20 protein-coding genes are annotated in these 16,826 nt (G+C 70.1%); 11 read left to right on the top strand and 9 right to left on the bottom strand.

The genetic code is table 11. The features are described 5' to 3' along the window. Positions 1-19: 19 nt before the first annotated feature. Together ACKUB9_RS04465 and ACKUB9_RS04460 are read right to left on the bottom strand one after the other, a co-directional pair. A complete protein-coding gene (locus ACKUB9_RS04465) occupies positions 20-190 on the bottom strand; it encodes a hypothetical protein (protein WP_407519880.1) in 171 nt (56 codons plus the stop codon). A gap of 54 nt (positions 191-244) precedes the next feature. Then, entirely contained in the window at positions 245-532 is a 288-nt protein-coding gene (locus ACKUB9_RS04460) for a YARHG domain-containing protein (RefSeq protein WP_407519879.1), read from the bottom strand. Positions 533-763: 231 nt separating this feature from the next. Between ACKUB9_RS04460 and ACKUB9_RS04455 the strand changes: the two genes are divergently transcribed. The 6 genes from ACKUB9_RS04455 to ACKUB9_RS04430 all read left to right on the top strand — a co-directional run bounded on the left by ACKUB9_RS04455 (position 764) and on the right by ACKUB9_RS04430 (position 3,467). After that, a complete protein-coding gene (locus ACKUB9_RS04455; RefSeq protein ID WP_407519878.1) occupies positions 764-1,318 on the top strand; it encodes a hypothetical protein in 555 nt (184 codons plus the stop codon). 114 nt (positions 1,319-1,432) lie between these two features. Continuing rightward, a complete protein-coding gene (locus tag ACKUB9_RS04450; RefSeq protein WP_407519877.1) occupies positions 1,433-1,684 on the top strand; it encodes a type II toxin-antitoxin system ParD family antitoxin in 252 nt (83 codons plus the stop codon). Continuing rightward, a complete protein-coding gene (locus ACKUB9_RS04445; protein WP_407519876.1) occupies positions 1,681-1,974 on the top strand; it encodes a type II toxin-antitoxin system RelE/ParE family toxin in 294 nt (97 codons plus the stop codon). The genes ACKUB9_RS04450 and ACKUB9_RS04445 overlap by 4 nt, the downstream gene beginning before the upstream one ends. Positions 1,975-2,187: 213 nt before the next feature. Further along, entirely contained in the window at positions 2,188-2,496 is a 309-nt protein-coding gene (locus ACKUB9_RS04440) for an acylphosphatase (protein ID WP_407519875.1), read from the top strand. Between the two features lie 13 nt (positions 2,497-2,509). After that, a complete protein-coding gene (locus ACKUB9_RS04435) occupies positions 2,510-3,220 on the top strand; it encodes a DUF599 domain-containing protein (protein ID WP_407520084.1) in 711 nt (236 codons plus the stop codon). Then, positions 3,186-3,467 carry a DUF3253 domain-containing protein gene (locus ACKUB9_RS04430; RefSeq protein WP_407519874.1) on the top strand — a complete coding sequence of 94 codons (282 nt, stop codon included), beginning with the start codon at positions 3,186-3,188 and terminating at the stop codon, positions 3,465-3,467. Before ACKUB9_RS04435 ends, ACKUB9_RS04430 begins: the two co-directional genes overlap by 35 nt. A 42-nt stretch (positions 3,468-3,509) precedes the next feature. Here ACKUB9_RS04430 and ACKUB9_RS04425 read toward each other — a convergent pair whose 3' ends face one another. The 4 genes from ACKUB9_RS04425 to epmA all read right to left on the bottom strand — a co-directional run bounded on the left by ACKUB9_RS04425 (position 3,510) and on the right by epmA (position 7,621). After that, positions 3,510-4,214, bottom strand: coding sequence for a ribonuclease activity regulator RraA (locus ACKUB9_RS04425; RefSeq protein WP_407519873.1), 705 nt, complete (start codon positions 4,212-4,214; stop codon positions 3,510-3,512). Between the two features lie 637 nt (positions 4,215-4,851). Then, positions 4,852-5,472 carry a glutathione S-transferase family protein gene (locus ACKUB9_RS04420; protein WP_407519872.1) on the bottom strand — a complete coding sequence of 207 codons (621 nt, stop codon included), beginning with the start codon at positions 5,470-5,472 and terminating at the stop codon, positions 4,852-4,854. Next, on the bottom strand, positions 5,448-6,530 hold the full coding sequence (locus ACKUB9_RS04415; protein ID WP_407519871.1) for a lysine-2,3-aminomutase-like protein: 1,083 nt from the start codon (positions 6,528-6,530) through the stop codon (positions 5,448-5,450). The genes ACKUB9_RS04420 and ACKUB9_RS04415 overlap by 25 nt, the downstream gene beginning before the upstream one ends. After that, complete coding sequence (gene epmA / locus ACKUB9_RS04410; protein ID WP_407519870.1) at positions 6,527-7,621, bottom strand: EF-P lysine aminoacylase EpmA; 1,095 nt, start codon at positions 7,619-7,621, stop codon at positions 6,527-6,529. Before epmA ends, ACKUB9_RS04415 begins: the two co-directional genes overlap by 4 nt. A 137-nt stretch (positions 7,622-7,758) precedes the next feature. Here epmA and efp point away from each other — a divergent pair, with 137 nt between their 5' ends. Continuing rightward, complete coding sequence (gene efp, locus ACKUB9_RS04405) at positions 7,759-8,325, top strand: elongation factor P (protein ID WP_407519869.1); 567 nt, start codon at positions 7,759-7,761, stop codon at positions 8,323-8,325. A 45-nt stretch (positions 8,326-8,370) separates the two neighbouring features. On the opposite strand, the gene ACKUB9_RS04400 is transcribed toward efp, so the two are convergent. Next, positions 8,371-9,369 (bottom strand): heparan-alpha-glucosaminide N-acetyltransferase, encoded by a 999-nt coding sequence (locus ACKUB9_RS04400; protein ID WP_407520083.1) that lies wholly within the window; start codon positions 9,367-9,369, stop codon positions 8,371-8,373. 298 nt (positions 9,370-9,667) lie between these two features. Here ACKUB9_RS04400 and ACKUB9_RS04395 point away from each other — a divergent pair, with 298 nt between their 5' ends. From ACKUB9_RS04395 to ACKUB9_RS04380, 4 genes are all read left to right on the top strand, one after another. Beyond that, on the top strand, positions 9,668-10,291 hold the full coding sequence (locus ACKUB9_RS04395; protein WP_407519868.1) for a cold-shock protein: 624 nt from the start codon (positions 9,668-9,670) through the stop codon (positions 10,289-10,291). A 10-nt stretch (positions 10,292-10,301) separates the two neighbouring features. Next, entirely contained in the window at positions 10,302-10,793 is a 492-nt protein-coding gene (locus ACKUB9_RS04390) for a DUF192 domain-containing protein (protein ID WP_407519867.1), read from the top strand. 676 nt (positions 10,794-11,469) lie between these two features. Continuing rightward, entirely contained in the window at positions 11,470-12,954 is a 1,485-nt protein-coding gene (locus ACKUB9_RS04385) for a CHASE2 domain-containing protein (protein WP_407519866.1), read from the top strand. Positions 12,955-13,157: 203 nt separating this feature from the next. After that, positions 13,158-14,072 (top strand): hypothetical protein, encoded by a 915-nt coding sequence (locus ACKUB9_RS04380; protein ID WP_407519865.1) that lies wholly within the window; start codon positions 13,158-13,160, stop codon positions 14,070-14,072. 42 nt (positions 14,073-14,114) lie between these two features. On the opposite strand, the gene ACKUB9_RS04375 is transcribed toward ACKUB9_RS04380, so the two are convergent. Further along, positions 14,115-15,920, bottom strand: coding sequence for a caspase family protein (locus ACKUB9_RS04375; RefSeq protein ID WP_407519864.1), 1,806 nt, complete (start codon positions 15,918-15,920; stop codon positions 14,115-14,117). A 486-nt stretch (positions 15,921-16,406) separates the two neighbouring features. Further along, positions 16,407-16,823 carry a gamma-glutamylcyclotransferase family protein gene (locus ACKUB9_RS04370; RefSeq protein ID WP_407519863.1) on the bottom strand — a complete coding sequence of 139 codons (417 nt, stop codon included), beginning with the start codon at positions 16,821-16,823 and terminating at the stop codon, positions 16,407-16,409. Positions 16,824-16,826: the final 3 nt, after the last annotated feature.

Genomic DNA, 16,826 nt, shown 5'->3' with positions numbered 1-16,826 from the left:
CGGACCGGTGACGGGGCGCCTACAGCACGTTGATGGCGAGCCACACCACGCCCCACCCCACGAGGCCGAACCACGCGACCACGAGGGGGACGCCGACGGCGAGCGTCAGCACGAGGGCGGCCTGCCTCAGCCTGTGCCCGAACGGGCCATCGGCCCCATCCCCGGACAAGTGCGTGTCGTTCTTGCGCAAGGCGTGAGCCCTCCTTCTTGGTCGGCCCACGCCGGCGCAAGCGCCGCGCCGCGCTCAAGGGGCGCAGCCGATCGTCCGCTCGGTCCGCCGGATCTGCGCGACGGTCTCGCGCTGGCGGACGGAGAGCGGCACGTCGCGCTCGTCGTCGTAGGAGCAGCCCGCGTTGCCGAAGGCCCGGATGCCGCGCGGCGTGCGGAAGCAGTAGCCGGCCTCCTTGTAGATGCGGTTGCGCTCGTACCAGAGCTCGTCGCAGCCCTGGGCGGCCGCCTCCCCCGGCAGGCAGGCGCCCGCGCAGGCGAGCGCGGCCAGGAATGCGCGCCGGAGCGCGGCGTGGTGGGTCATCGTCGGTCGTTCCCGTCCGCCCGCATCTCTCGCGGGCGGGCGCATCATGACCGATCCGCCGCCCGCCGCATCCCCGCTCAGGCTGCGCAGACCGCCCCCGGCACGATGGTTGAGGAATCCTTAACCGGAAGCGTGGACGGCGGCATTGCCCGCTCCTACAACCGGACCGTGGGGCGATTCCCGTTCGCGCCGCGGCACGCCGGAGGCGGTCTTTCCGGCGAGGAGGATCCGATGCCGAAGCGACCCCTCACCCCGACGCGCCGGCTCGTCTCGGCGGCCCTCCTGCTCGGCGCCGCGTGGGCGGTTCCGGCCGCGGCGCAGCCCCAGCCGGGCTGGACCGACCCGCCCGTCCGCACCGGGCCGCCCGAGCCCCCGTCCCAGAGCCCCCAGACGGTTCCCCCGAAGGCGGATGCTCCCGGGCGGTCCGCGCCGGCCGTGGCGGCGCGCCCCGCGCGGGTCCGCACGGAGGCGGCGCGGCGGCGCCCGGTGCCGGTGGCCCGGGCCGTGCCCAGGCCCCGTCCGGCGATCACGGCCGCGGCGCGCCCCGTGCGCCAGCCGGCCGTGCGCACCGCCGCGGTCCGGCCCCGGCCCGTCCGCGTCCGGACGCTGCGGCCCGCCCATTACGACGGCGCCTGGGAGGTCTGGGAGGCCAACCGCATGGAGCGGATCCGCCGCGCCCAGGCGGCAGGCTACCTCGTCATGCGGCGCAGCACCTGGGAGTCCATGACGGGCCGCTCCCTCCACGTCCCGGCAGGGTCGTGGTCGGAGGAGACGGATGAGGAGTGAGCAGACGGGTGGGCGCCGGATGGCCGGTCGCGGCGGGCGGCCTTTTCCGGCCCTGGCCGGATGCGGGTGCGGATTCTAATATTTTTTGGTACATGGTGGCATCAGGAGGCAGCCGTGGCCAAGAACACATCCGTCACTCTGGGCGACCATTTCACCGGCTTCATCGATCGCCAGGTCGAGGCGGGACGCTACGGGTCGGTGAGCGAGGTGGTGCGAGCGGGCCTGCGTCTGCTCGAAGAGCATGAGGTGAAGGTGCAGGCGCTCCAGGCCGCGATCCAGGCCGGTGAGGAATCCGGACCGGCGACCGCCTTCGACTTCGAGGCTTTCATCGCCAGCAAGAGCGCGCCGGTGTCCGAGCCGCGATGAGCGGCTACGTCCTCACGCCTCAAGCCCAGGCCGATGTGGCGGAGATCTGGGACTACACGGCCGAGCGGTGGAGCAGAGAGCAGGCGGCATCCTACCTCCGAGCGATCCGGGACGCCTGCGAAGACTTGGCATGTTGCAGGCGGATCAGCCGCCCGGTCGATGTGAAGCTGGGCTATTTCAAGGCCACGGTCAAATCGCACCTCATCATCTTCAGGCGAGACGATGCTGGCCTCGTGATGGTGGTGCGCATCCTGCACGGCCGGATGGATGTGGAGCGGCACCTGCGTTAGAGCCGCATCCGCTCGCAACCCGATCGAATGCGGCTCTAAGGTCTTGTATTCCCGCGCGCTCTCGCACCGAAGCGGCCTCCGCTTCGGCACAGAGCGCTCCAGCGTCCCGGCACCCATCGCCGAACCTGTCTCCGCTTCGGCGATGGGCCTTGCTCCCAGGGCAGGGCGCGCCTACCACTCGGCCCCATCGCGACGAGCCGGAGCCGGGATGCCGTGAGCCAGGAGGCGAGCCGAGAGCCGAGCGGGCAGCGAAGCGTTCGGGTGATCGTGCGCGGGCGGGTGCAGGGCGTCGGGTTCCGGGCCTGGGCCCGCGACGAGGCGGCGCGGCGCGGCCTCGCGGGCCACGTGCGCAACTGCCCGGACGGGAGCGTCGAGGCCCTGCTGTCCGGTCCGCCCGAGGCGGTGGAGGCGATGCTCGCCGCCCTGCGGCACGGGCCGGCTGGCGCCCGGGTCGCCGAGGTCGCGGTCGCGGACGCCCCCCGCCCGGCCGGCGGCGGCTTCGACATCCTGCGTGCGCCGTGAGGCCGGCCCCGGCGTGAACGATTTCTCGCTCCTCGACTTCGCGGCGGTGGCGTTCTTCCTCGTCGCCTGGATCGCCTACAGCACCGCCGTCGAGCGGGTGAGCGGGCGCTCCAGCCTGAACCGGATGATGAACCGCTACCGCCATGCCTGGACGGACCAGCTGGCAGTGCGCGACAACCGGGTGGTCGACACCACCATCAACGCCTCGCTTCAGAACGGCACCGCCTTCTTCGCCTCGACCTCGCTCATCGCGCTCGGCAGCGTGCTCACCCTCACGCGCTCGTCCGACGACGTCCTGACCCTGTTCTCCACCCTGCCGTTCGGCATGCAGACCACCCGGGTGACCTGGGAGATCAAGGTCGCCGGTCTGGCGCTGATCTTCGTCTACGCGTTCTTCAAGTTCGCCTGGGCCTACCGGCTGTTCAACTACGGCGCCATCCTGATCGGGGCGGTGCCGCCCTGGGGCAGCGACCCGGCGGAGATCCGCCGGGCGTCGCAGCGCGCCGCCGCCATGAACGTGGTGGCGGGCGGGCACTTCAACCGCGGCCAGCGGGCGTTCTTCTTCGCCCTGGCCTATCTCGGCTGGTTCGTGAGCGCCTACGTGCTGTTCGCCACCACGGCCGCCGTGATGTACGTGATGTGGCAGCGCCAGTTCGCTTCCGACGCCCGGCGCGCCCTGCAGGAGACCGATGAGTCAGGAGAGTTCCCGGGCGAGGCCCGATGACGCGGCCATCACCGAGACGCTGCTGCGCCTCGTCGCGGAGCGCGGCGCCGACAAGACCGTCTGCCCCTCCGAGGTGGCCCGCGCGCTCGGCGGATCGCACCCGGACGGCTGGGGGCCGCTGATGCAGCCGGTGCGCCGCGCGGCGGTGCGGCTGATGAAGGACGGCCGGGTCGTCATCCTGCGCAAGGGGCGCGCGGTCGACCCGGACGATTTCCGCGGCATCTACCGGCTGTCGCTGCCGCGCTGACTCCGGGACGGACCGGCGCGCACCGCGCCGGTCTCCGGAGGCCTACTTGGCGGCCATCTCGGCCTCGTAGCGGGCCTTGGTCTCGGCGTTCGGCGGGTAGAGGCCCGGCAGCGCCGCGCCCTTCTCGACCTCGCGCATGATCCAGAGTTCCAGCCGCTCCTGCTCCACGGCGGCGAGCGCCACCTCCTGGGCGATGGCGGCCGGGATCACCACGGCGCCGTCCCCGTCCGCCACGATCACGTCGTCGGGGAAGATCGCGACGCCGCCGCAGCCGATCGGCTGGTTCCAGCCCACGAAGGTGAGCCCCGCCACCGAGGCAGGGGCCGCGACGCCGGAGCACCAGATCGGCAGGCCGGTGCCGGCCACGCCCTCGCCGTCGCGCATCACCCCATCGGTCACCAGGGCGGCGACGCCGCGCTTGTGCATGCGCGCGGCCAGGATGTCGCCGAAGATGCCGGCATCGGTGACGCCCATGGCGTCGACGACGGCGATGCAGCCCTCGGGCATCGCCTCGATGGCGCCCCGCGTCGAGGTCGGGCTCGACCACGATTCGGGGGTCGCGAGGTCCTCGCGGGCGGGCACGAAGCGCAGGGTGAAGGCCGGGCCGACGATACGCCGGTCGGCGGCGAATTTCGGCATCGGTCCGCGCATCCAGCAGCGGCGCAGGCCCTTCTTGAGCATGACCGTGGTCAGGGTCGCGGTGGTGACCGCCTGGAGCGCGTCGATCAGCGTCTTGTCGAGGGGCATCGCGGAATTCCGGGTGCGAGGGGCCTGCCCCGCGCCTTAGCCGATCGGCGCGCGGGGCAGAAGACCCGGCGGGCGAACCCCTCCCCAGTTCTGTTCGCCGGGGTCGGGCGTTCGGTCCGAGAGTCTTGAGCCTCGGGTCGTCGAACGATCTCGGCGGCTCGACACCGGACCTTTCGATCCGGCGAGACCGGAACCAAGGAGCGACTCCCGGCCGATGACAGGGAGACGCGCGGCACTGCGAGGGGCGTCGGTCAGACGCGGATTTATCCTCTCCCCGCCTGCGGCGTGGCTGTCCAGAGACAATCGATGGCGCGGGGAACCCCTCTCCCGTGCGGGAGAGGGGCAGGGGTGAGGGTCCCGGGAGGGAGCCGCAAGTACCCGGAACGCTGCCGCTGCCAGCACGACGGTCAGTGTTTGAACCTGAAGCGTCCCGCTCCCCTCACCACGTTCCACGCTTCACTGCGGCTCCACCTGGACCCTCACGCGGGATCTTCGATCCCCTGCCCCTCTCCCGAACGGGAGAGGGGTTCCCCGCGCCATCCTTGTCGGCGATTTTTCCCCGGACAGCCGTGCGCCTGCGGGGAGAGGAGAACGCACACCACCGGCTGAGCACCATGGTGCATCCCAGCGACGCGTTCTAGGTGATCGGCGTGACCAGCACGGTGGCGGCGGCCGGGCGGGCGGAGATGTGCGCGCACCACGCCTCCAGCGCCGGCCGCGGCCGGCGCGGCACCGCGAGGTGGAGCCAGCGATGCGCCGCGCAGCCGAGCGCGATGTCGGCGGCCGTGAAGTGGTCGCCCACCGCATAGGCGCGGCCGGCGAGGTGCGCGTCGAGGATCGCCGCGCAGGCCTCGGTCTCCGTCACTGAGCGGGCGATCACGGCCGGATCGCGCTCCGCCTCGGGCACCCGCACCGTCTGCCAGAAGGCGTCGCGCATGGCCGGCGTGAAGGCGGTGGCCTGCCAGTCGAGCCATTGGTTGACGTGGGCGCGGGCCTGCGGCGCCTGTGGCCACAGGCGGCCGGCCCCGTGCGTCTCCGCGAGGTGGCGCAGGATGGCGTTCGACTCCCAGAGCACGAAGCCGTCCTCCTCCAAGACCGGCACGAGGCCGTTGGGATTGAGCGCGAGGTAGTCCGGGTCGCGCACCCGCCCGTGGGCGCCGCCGGCCTCCACCCGCTCGTAGGGCAGCCCCAGCTCCTCCAGGCCCCAGACCGCCTTCTGCACGTTGACCGAACTCAGCCGTCCCCAGAGTCTGCGCATCGGGTGTTTCCCTCCTCCGGCGGATAGGCGTGCGGGCGCCCGTCCGGATCCGTCACGGTCCAGGTCTCCCCCGCCCCATCCCGCGCCGCGAGGTAGCCCGGCCCCAGCGGCACCTTGCCGTGCCCGCCCGGAATGTCGAGGACGTAGGTCGGCTGGCACAGGCCCGAGATCCGCCCGCGCAGAGTGCGCATCAGCGCCTGCCCCTCCCGCAGCGTCGTGCGGAAATGACTGGTGCCGGGGGCGAGGTCGCCGTGGTGGAGGTAGTAGGGCTTGATCCGGTTCTCCACGAAGGCGCGCATCAGGGCGCCCAGGGTCTCGGCGTCGTCGTTGACGCCCCGCAGCAGCACCGACTGGCTCACCAGCGGGATGCCGGCATCGACGAGCCGGGCGACGGCCGCCTGGGCGGCGGGCGCGAATTCCCGCGGGTGGTTGGCGTGGAGCGCCACGAACACCGCCCGGCCGAACTCCTTCAGGGCCGCGATCAGCGCCGCGTCGACCCGGGCGGGCTCGACCACCGGCACGCGGGTGTGCAGGCGCAGCACCCGGACATGCGCCGTCGCCCCGAGCGCCCGCGCGATCCGCGCGAGGCGGCGGGGCGAGAGCAGCATCGGGTCGCCGCCCGTGAGCACCACCTCCCAGATCTCGGGCCGCGCCGCGATGTAGGCGAGCGCCGCGTCGAGATCCGCCTCGCTCAAGGCGCCGAGGCCATCCGGCCCCACCACCTCGCGCCGGAAGCAGAAGCGGCAATAGACCGGGCAGACGTGGAGCGGCTTGAGCAGCACCCGGTCGGGGTAGCGGTGCACGAGGCCGGGCAGCGGCGCGTGGGCCTCGTCCCCGATCGGATCGGCGCGCTCGCCGGGCGCCGCGTCGAGCTCGGCCGGATCCGGCAGGAACTGGCGGCCGATGCCGTCCCCGGGCGTCTCGATCAGCTCGGCGATGTCGGGCGTGACCGCCACGGCGTAGCGCGCGGCGACCCGCTCCAGGGCGGGCAGGCGCTCGCGCGCCACCAGCCCGGCCTGCGCCAGGGAAGCGGGATCGCGCAGGGTGCGCACGCTCACGGCGCGCCTCCGGCGACGGGGGTCCAGATCACCTCGTCGATCCGCCGGGCGTGGGTCGCCAGCATCACGAGGCGGTCGAAGCCGAGCGCCACCCCGCTCGCCTCCGGCATCTGCGCGAGGGCGTTCAGGAAATCCTCGTCGAGGGGGTAGCGCTCGCCGTAGATCCGCTCCTTCTCGTCCATCTCGGCCGTGAAGCGCCGCCGCTGCTCGGCCGGGTCGGTGAGTTCCCCGAAGCCGTTGGCGAGTTCGACCCCGCAGGCATAGAGCTCGAAGCGCTCGGCGACGCGCGGGTCGGCCGGGCTCGGCCGGGCGAGCGCCGCCTCGGGCACCGGGTACTCGCACAGGATGGTGGCCCGGCCCTGCCCCAGCGCCGGCTCGACCCGCTCGACCAGCACGCGGCTGAACAGGTCGGCCCACGTATCGTCCGGGGCAGTGCGGATCCCCGCCGCCGCCACCGCCGCGTGCAGGCCCTCGCGGTCGGTGGCGCCGTCCGGCGCGACGCTCGCGAGCAGGTCGATCCCGGCGAAGCGCCCGAACGCCTCCGCCACGGTGACCCGCTCGGGCTCGGCGAAGGGATCGGCCTCCCGGCCGCGGTAGGAGAGCCGGTCCGTACCGGCCGTCTCGGCGGCGAGCGCCAGCAGCGCCCCGCAATCGCGCATCAGGGTCTCGTAGGGCTCGCCCGCCCGGTACCACTCCACCATGGTGAATTCCGGATGGTGCAGCGGTCCCCGCTCCCGGTTGCGGTAGACGGCGGACAGGCTCATCAGCCGGCGCTCGCCCGCCGCCAGGAGCTTCTTGCAGGCGAATTCCGGCGAGGTGTGCAGGTAGAGCGGGATCGTCCGCCCGTCCGGCCCGATGCACCGGGTGGCGAAGGCCGAGAGGTGGGTCTCGTTGCCCGGCGAGACCTGGAGGGCGGCGGTCTCCACCTCGATGAAGCCGCGCTCCTCGAACCACCGCCGCAGCGCCGCCCGGATGCGGGTGCGGGCGATGAGCCGGGGGCGCCGGTCGGCGTGGACGTGGGGCGCCCACCAGGGCGAGGCGCAAGTCGTCGCAGGGGAGGTCGTGGCGGGGGAAGAGGTCGCGGAAGACATGGATCGGGGCTCGAACCGCTCGCGACTGGCGGTCGCGCGTCAGATGCGATAGGGCGGGCGCTCGGGCACCCAGGGCCGGCAGCGGCTTGCGGGACGCCGGCCGCTTCTGTCAACGCTCGCACCCAGGATCTGACCCCGTGAAGGTGATCGCCAGCTCGCTCCGAAAGGGCAACGTCGTCGACAAGGACGGCCGCCTCTACGTGATCCTCTCCGCCGAAAATATCCATCCCGGCAAGGGCACCCCGGTGACGCAGCTCGACATGCGCCGCATCACCGACGGCGTGAAGGTCTCGGAGCGCTACCGCACCACCGAGCAGGTCGAGCGCGCCTTCGTGGAGGACCGGGAGCACACCTTCCTGTACTCGGACGGCGAGGGCTTCCACTTCATGAACCCGGAATCCTACGAGCAGCTGGCGGTGCCCCAGGACGTGATCGGCGACCAGGCCGCCTACCTGCAGGAGGGCATGGCCGTGATGCTCTCGCTGCACAACGGCGTGCCGCTCTCCATCGAGCTGCCCCAGCGCGTGACGCTGGAGATCACCGACACCGAGCCGGTGACGAAGGGCCAGACCGCCTCCTCGTCCTACAAGCCCGCCACGCTCTCGAACGGCGTGCGCACCCTGGTGCCGCCCCACATCACCACCGGCACCCGCGTGGTCATCATGACGGCGGACGGCTCCTACGTGGAGCGCGCCAAGGACTGACCGCGCGGGCGGTCTCGGGCGCGGGCGGATTCGGGGCCGCCGCGCTCAGCCGGGCTTGGCCCGGCGGAAGCAGTCCTGCGAGGCCGCGACCGCACGCTCGCGCGCCTCGTCCGTGAGCGTGCCCCGCTCGGCCGCCTGCCACAATCCTTCCTCGCGCAGGCGCACCAGCAGGCAGCGCGCGGCGACCCGGCAGACGTCCGCCTCGCCGCCCGCCGCCGCGCAGGTCTCCCGGTACTCGCGCAGGAAGGCCCCCTCGCCGGCCCGCGGATGCGGCCCGGTCAGCGCCGCGGCCCCGGCCGCCAGCCCGAACAGGACGGGCTGGTGCACGAGGTAGATCGCGAGGCTGTGCCGCCCGGCCGCCGCGAGGAGCCGCCAGGGCCGGGCGTGCAGGTTTGGGGGGGCGAGCCGCGTCAGGCCGAGCCGCGCGAGGGCGATCCCGGCGAGCACGAAGCCGATCCAGGGGAAGAGCGGGACGTAGTCGTTCGTGGCCGGCACCGTGCGGCCGAGCCCGAGGAACAGCAGGGCCGGGGCGTCGAGGAACCCGGCATCCGCCCCGCTCCAGGCCGCGAGCGCGGGCGCCGCGAAGGCCCCCGCCGCCGCCGCGACCACGAGCGGTCGCGGCGCCCGGAGCGCCGGCAGCGCCAGCACGCTCGACAGCGCGATGCAGTGCAGGATGCCGAAGAAGATCCAGGATTGCGGGAAGGCGAGCCGGGTCGCGAGCGAGATGGCGCCGGCCGCCGCGGCGATGCGGCCGAGGCGCGCCAGGAACGGGCGCGGCCGAAAGCCCTTGCCCTGCGCCAGCACGAGGCCGATGCCGACCAGCGTGAGGAAACTCGCGGCGATCGCGTGCGCGCAGGCGCGGCCGAGCGGGCTCAGCGCGTAGTTCTCGGGCGTCAGCCGCAGGAAGCCGAGGTTCCAGGTCAGGTGGTAGAGCGCCATCGCGACGAGTGCGGCGCCGCGGGCGGCGTCGAGGCCCGCGAGGCGGACCGCGCCGGCCGGCGCGGCGGGAGCGAGGAGGCGGCGCAACCGCGCGGGCAGCGGCATCACGGTCGGGATCCAAGGGCTTGAGCCGACGCTGATAGCGGCGCGCGGACGATCCGTCGAACCCTGCGACAGAACCGCGCGGGGCCTCCGCCGGTGCCCTCCTCCGGCCGCCGGTGCTGCACGGCGCGGCGGCAGATTGCCGTCCAGGCATGCGGAACGGGCGGGAGTGGCTCCGATCCGCGCCGCATCCCGGGCGGACTAGGCCGCGGCGGGCACGGAAACGGGCTTCCCCCGAGTCATGACTTTGTTAAGCTCCCGTGGGAATCGCATCGCGCGATTCGGTGTTGGGTTGCTTAACATGTCGGACGAATTCGGTTCAGGCCCGCTCGGCCCGCTGCCGGGGAGTACGTTCGAGACCGGCGCGCGTCGCACGTCGGCCGGCTCCGACGCGGAGACGGAGCGTCCGCTCGACCTCGTCGAGATCAGCGGCCGGATCAAGTGGTTCGACGTCGCCAAGGGATTCGGCTTCATCGTCCCGGACGACGGCTCGCCGGACGTGCTGCTGCACGTGACCTGCCTGCGGCGGGACGGCCACCAGAGCGCGAGCGAGGGCGCCCGCATCGTGGTCGAGGCGGTGCAGCGCGCGCGGGGCTGGCAGGCCTTCCGGGTGATCTCCCTCGACCAGTCGACCGCGATCCATCCGGCCGAGCTGCCGATGCCGCGCACCCACGTCACCGTGGTGCCGACGAGCGCGCTGGAGAGCGCGGTGGTGAAGTGGTTCAACCGCCTGCGCGGCTTCGGCTTCCTCAGCCGCGGCGAGGGCACGCCGGACATCTTCGTCCACATGGAGACCCTGCGCCGCTACGGCATCGCCGAGCTGAAGCCCGGCGAGCGGGTGATGGTGCGCTACGGCGACGGCTCCAAGGGCCTGATGGCCGCCGAGGTGCGGCTGGCGGATGGCGCGCTGCCGGCCTCGCACTAGCTTGCCCGGCATGTCGACTCGCATCGCGCAGCAGGGCGCCGCGGCGGCGCTCGCCGTCCTCGTCCTCACCTCCTTCATCTTGGGCCTCGCCCTCCTCGTCCGGCCGGCCTTGGCCGAGGGGCCGACCGAGCCCCTGACCATCGCCTCCCGCTCCGGCCGCCACGCCTTCCGGGTCGAGGTGATGCGCGACGAGGCCGGGCGCGCCCAGGGGCTGATGTACCGCCGCACCATGGCGCCCGACCGCGGCATGCTGTTCGACTTCGCGCAGGTGGCCCCGGTCGCCATGTGGATGAAGAACACCTACCTGCCCCTCGACATGCTGTTCATCCGCGCCGACGGCACGGTCGCGCGCATCGCCGCCGACACCGAGCCCCTTTCGACGCGCACGGTCTCGTCGGGCGAGCCGGTGCTCGCAGTGCTCGAACTCAACGCCGGCACGGCGGCCAAGCTCGGCATCCGGGCGGGCGACAGGGTGGAGCACCCGGTGTTCAGGGGGCGGTAGCGCAGGATGGTGCCTGTATGATTGTATGACTCCTTTCGTGATCAGCTCAGATCGTTTGTATAGCGGCGATTTGCGACGCAGACAGGACTCGCTGCCTATGGATTGCGTAAATACACCGAGATTTGTTGTTGCACCGATCGAAGTTTTGAAGTCTGACTGCAATTTTCATCGTGTAGGAGGTCGCAGGAGTATCTAAATTACCGCCATGCGGCTTCAATTTTGATCAAGAATGAAGCGCAATTTGACATCTAGACATAGTAAATTATTGCATACTTGTAGCCTAAATTGTAATTCTAACGCATAGCTATCGAAGCGGGTGCCGCATCTGAAGCTAGTAGCCTGATCGGCGCACCGGAAGAAAATTAGGTAGATACTGTCGAAAATACAGCAATGATTTGGGTTTTTTTCGAGAAATTTAGTAAACAAAGATCGATTTCCCCGGTCGCAGATCTAACGTACATTGACGATGGTCGGGGCGAGTTCCGCTGCAATGTCGGACCATCGAACGGTCACTCACTCAGTGCGCGCGCATGGAGTGCTCTTCGGCGCGATCGCGAATGCCCTGACTGGTTTCGTCTTCGCTATAATTCTAAGCTCTACAATTATAGTTGCATCAAAAATCCCCTACGTTTCCGGGCCGTTCGAGGCAATGAGGCGCCTCGGGATCGACAAGGGAATGGGTCTTTATGCCGACATCTATGCGCCTCGGCGCCGGATGACGCGATCCGGTGCGCCTGAGCCTCGCCTGATCTTTCTGGATATCCAGCAGAGTGCCTGCGAGACGTATTTCACGCCGAGGAATGCAATCGAACGTTGCCGGACCGGGCATCCCGCCCAGCCGGAACTCGTGCATGAGGTTCTGGCGCTCGCGCTGAGCGGTGGTGCCCAGCCCGCCGCCATCGTTCTGGACGCGGCGCTCGTCGATCGGAGAACCGCACCGGATTGGCCGGAGCCCGGGCGCACGGCCATCGAGAGCCGCGGCACGTCGGTGATCTACGCGCTGTCCGGCCGTCTCGCACAGGAGCCGCGCACGATCTGGTTCGACGCCCGGGAAGACCCGGTCAAGGCAGGTCTCCTGCGGGAGAACGCCTACGCGGCCATGGCCCAGACCTTCATCGAGGCGGAGGACGGGGATGACGTCTTGCGCCGCTACGCTCCGGCCATCGTCGCGCGCCCGGCCGATGGCGGCATGCGGGTCCTCAAGCCGACGGTAGCCGCCGCCGCCGCCATCGCGGCGGCCGAGGGGCGCGATGGCCTCGACCGGTTCATGGCCGGTCTCCTCGATGGGAGAGCGACCGATTGCAGCGACCACGCGGACGGGCATGCCCCGCGCAGCCGCTACGGCTTCGAGAACCGCCTCATCTGTCTTTCGGCGCTCACGCCAGACACAGCGGGTGCGTCCGGGACGCAAGTTCCGCAACTGCTCTTCACGCTGCGTTCGCTCGCCTATCCGCGCAACGCATCGGGGGCGGGTCCGAACGCGATCGCGAGCTCCTGGGATGATGACATCGAGCAGGCCGCGTATCTGCGGATCCCGGTCGGCGACGTCGAGCAGTTGACGAGCCAGTCCAGGAGCGTCGCGCGCTTCTTCGACAAGGCCGTCATCGTGATCGGAACCTCTGCTCTCAGCGCCGGGGACGTCCACACCACGCCGATCGGGACGCTGGCCGGCGCGGAGGTGGTCCTCAACGCCGTCCGTGCCTTCCTGAGCTTTCCGGTGGCCCTGCATCCGACCCTCGCCGCCGAGCTGTGGAACGAATTCGTTCTCATCGTGCTCGCCTCGTTGATGTTCTTCCTCATCTGGTGCCCGATCGGAGCGTTGTCGCACCGGTTGCCGGGCGCCTCATGGCCGCGTGCCTTCTGCCTGAGATCGATGATCGCGATCGTCTTCGTTGGAGGCATCGCCGTGATCTTCATGGTGTTGCTGTATTGGAAGGTCGGTCATTCTGTGCCGAAGATTGGCGACGGGGTGCCCCCTCCGGATATTCTAACGCCGATCTTCGCAGTCTCTCTCGAAGGCTTCGCCAAGGCTGCGAAATGGGTTCTCGACCTCATCCATGGGGTGGTGGATCGGATCCTCGAAGCCGTCCATGGCTGGATCAGGATCAAGTGGATCAAGCTCAAGTGGATCAGAGGCAAATGGGGAGCACGCAGCAGGTGACGGGTTTGCTCAGAGCCATGCCCGATCGCGTCGGGCCGGATCGCGACCGGAGAATCCCTCGCCTGCGCCGGACCGGCATCCGTTGCGGCGGACGTCGGTCCGGTGCCCCGTCCGGACGGTCGAACGAAGAAGGACTTCGACCCACGGCAGCCGGGTCACCGGAGCATGCCGCCCGGACCTGCGGCCGGCGCGCATGCCGAGCCGTGCTGGCGATCCTCATTCCGGGCCTGCTCGGAACGCAGCCCGCCGCTTCCCAGAGCGGGCCGCCGGACAGTGCCGACATCCTCCGGGCGGACGCCTACATTGCCGAGTACAGCAAGGCGCTGGGTGGCCGCGCCATCGTGCGCCGCGACGGCCAAAGCGTGCGAGAGATCGAGCCGGGCCAGCTCCTCCACGAAGGCGACGTGGTCGAGATCGTCGATGGCCGGCCGCGCATCTCCATCAAGCGGCCCGGTCGCGACCGGCCCTTCTATCTTCCCGACGACGGGAGTGTCTTCAGGGTCGCGCCGCGGCGGATGAGCCAGAGCGGCAGCTCGCTGCGCCTTCCGGACTGGGTCCTGCAACTCTTCGAGCGCTCGCGTCTCACGCATGTCCGCAGTACGCTGGCGCGCGGTTCGCACGAGGAGCTGGATTCAAAGGCGCGGACGAGCGCAGCCGCGTGCCAGCAGCCGGCCGATGCCGGACCGGTCATCCGTCCGGCCGTTCAGATCCTTGCCGCCGACCGCACCCGCATCACCATCATCTGGCAGAACATGCCGGTCGGCCGGGTCGAGCTCCGCGGCAAGACCGGACCGATCCTGTCGGCGAAGGCCGTGACCGGACGCAGCGCCGAACTGACCATAACCGCGCACGACCGCGACCGGATCGACCGGATCGGCCTCTATCAGGAGAGCGGGCGGCTGCTGATGGACGTTGCCGTGCGTTTCGCCGAGGGAGCATCCGAGCCGGCCTCGGATGAGGTCCGGCTGGTCGGGGCCCTGCAGATGCTCAAGACGCGGTGCGCCCGGCATGATGCGCGAACGCTCGAGGCGATGTCGCGCATCGCCGACCTGCGGGATCGCTCGCTTGCCGCCACAGTCGCATTCGAGGCCATGTCGGACGGCGACGTGCGCTGGTGACGACGCGAGGACGGCAGCCATGCGCCGGGAGCCGTCCGCCCGTCATCGGACCAGCCCGTCGGGGGCGAGCGCGCCGGCGCTCCTGCCGCCGAGCGGCATCAGGTCGGTCCTGCGCTGCCGCGCGAAGGCCGGGCACTGCGCGACGAACTTCGCCCAGCTCGTCGCGTAGCCCATTTCCCCGGCCTTCTCGTACAGCTCGCACGCCTTCTGCCGGTCGGGCGCGCCGCCCCAGCCCAACTCGTAATACTGCGCGAGATTCTCGGTCGCCTGACCGCTGCCGAGCCGCGCCGCCATCTCCCAGTATCGCTTCGCCGTCGTCAGGTGTTCCGGGGCGTTGGTCCAGTCACGGTAGAGACTCCCGAGATGAAGGATGGCCCGACGGTGCCCCGTCTCCGCCGCGGTCTTGAAATACCTCTCGGCCAACCGGTAGTCCTTCGGCATTCCGCCACGGCCCCGGTAGGACATGATGCCGAGCCAGAACGCGGCCTCCGGATCCTGGCGGCCGTAGGCGCGGCGAAGATGACGGATGCCCGCGTCGTAGGCGAGATCCGATCCCGAGGGGTAGTAGGGGGGAGCCTGCCCCCTGATCGTCATGAGGCCGAGGAAGGTTTCGGCGCGGGCATTGCGCGACATCGCCCGGCGCAGATGGCCGGCGGCCTCCTCGGAGTAATCCTGCTCGCCGTCGGCGTTCTCGCGATACACCATCTCGACCAGGGCCGTCTCCGCCGCGGCGTAGCCTCCTTGCGCCGCCGCCTCGAAGGCGGCGCGCGCCTTATCCTCCTCCATGTTCGCCCAGTAGGCGCGCGCGAGCTGGAACTGGAGGCGGACGTTGCCGGGGGCGGTGCGCAGTCCGGTCTCGCACGCCTCGATGGCCGGGACCGCGTCGATGAACTCGCGGCGCACGCCCGGCAGATCCCGCGGCCTTTGCTCGTCGTCGGGCGCGGCGGCGAGGCGGTCGCACTGCTGGGCCGCCTCCGCTCCCGTCGGGGGGATTCTGCGGGGTCCGGGCGGCTGCGTCCGGCCTCCCTGTGGGGCCGGCGGAGTCAGGAAGAAATCGTCGGTGATGTTGTTCACGTAGACCGGCGTCTGCACACGGCGCGGATCGCCCTGGCTGACGAGACGCTGCACCTCGGCCCGCACGTTCTTGGCGATCTGCTCCAACGGGCGCGGGGGAGCGACGAGATGCTTCAGAAGGACTCGCGTGAAGACCGAGTTCGGCACCGGGTCGTCCTCGCCCAGCCGGTCGAGGGCCTGCTGTTGCGGTCCGGCTGCGTAGAACTCGAAGGATTCGGTCCGCACGCCCGACGGGATCGGCAGCGGTGCCCGGATGATGATCTGCAACGATCCATCGAAGCCGTTCGACGCTTCGAAGGGATTTCTCCGGCAAGTATCGATGATGACGATGGCGAACCGCGCCCCCCGGCTCTGAAGGGTGTTGATCACCCGTTCCACCGACAGCGATTGGTTCCGGATTCCTCTCACCTGATCCCGGCTGAACCTCTGTATGTCCGTCGGCATCAGAAGATTCTGCGCGCCGTCGTTATAGCCATGCCCCGCAAAGAAGAACAGCGCGGTGTCGCCTTCGGAGATTTTGCTGGAGAACGACCGCAGGCCGTCGTTCAGAGCCGCATAGGATAGATTTCTCTCGGGTATCACTTCATCGAAGCCGACCTGCCGCAAGAGCGACGCAATGCTGTCGGCGTCTTTCTCGGCATTGCGCAGCAGGGGTACGTGGTCGTAGCGGTTGTTTCCAACCACGTAGGCCAGACGGCGTTGCGCGAATGCGGCCGTGGCGAACAGCATCATCAGAGCGGCGGCGAGCGTGGCGCCGAGAAGCCGAGCGAGCATGGAAGCACTCCCACGATGGATGCTGCGGGAACTCCGGGCTACGCAACTCCTGCCGTCAACGAGACCGGATGCATAAGGTTGCGAAGCAGAAGAGATTTATGCGGCGGAGATTGCTTTCGATGGCAGTGTCATCACCACATGATCTTGAGCAATGGCACGCGCCGCTCTGAAGAATTGCGCTGTGAATGACTGTATGAGCGGATCTCGATCGTTATTGTCAAATCATGGAGCTTATTGGCTCAAAACAATAGAATTATATTATGGGAATGGCGCCGCTATCAATGGCCTGAAAGACCGATAGTGAACGGAAATTAGTAACGAAGAAGGAATCCAATATGGATTTTGTTTTTGCCGATATGATGTCCGCGTGAGGATGGCTTGGTTGGTACTGCCACGCTGGCGGGACCAGCGTCCGCTTCGGCCTAGCCGACACGCACGACGCATGACGGATCGGGCCGGTCGCTGTGCCGTAAGCCGTTCGCGGCGTCAGCGCAGCAACCCCGAGAGCCCGCGCAGATACGCCTCCGGCAGCCCGGCCTCGCGCCCCGCCGCGATCACGCCCTGGAGGTAGCCCGGCCGCGGCGTGCCGCCCTGGCTGCGCCCGAGATAGACGAGCGCGCGGCGCACCCCCTCGGGCGTCACCACGGGCTGCTGCGCCTTCACGTAGAGGCCACCCGCCACGCCCTCGTAGCGGTCCAGCGCCGGCACGTCGGACAGCGCGAGGTCCCAGACCAGTCCCCACACGGTGGCGGCGGGATCGCGCACCACCGAGGCGTAGCCCTCCCGCATGATCACGAAACGGTGGCGGTGGAGGCGGCCGATGCCGCAGGCGCGCGAGGCCGGGCAGCGCCGGGCCATCGCGGCCCGGTCCATGTTGGAGCCGTACGCGAAGTAGAGCGGCACCGC

This window comes from Methylobacterium oryzisoli (assembly GCF_046557895.1).
Classification (GTDB): Bacteria; Pseudomonadota; Alphaproteobacteria; order Rhizobiales; family Beijerinckiaceae; genus Methylobacterium; species Methylobacterium oryzisoli.
This window is presented reverse-complemented; position numbering and strand designations above follow the sequence as displayed.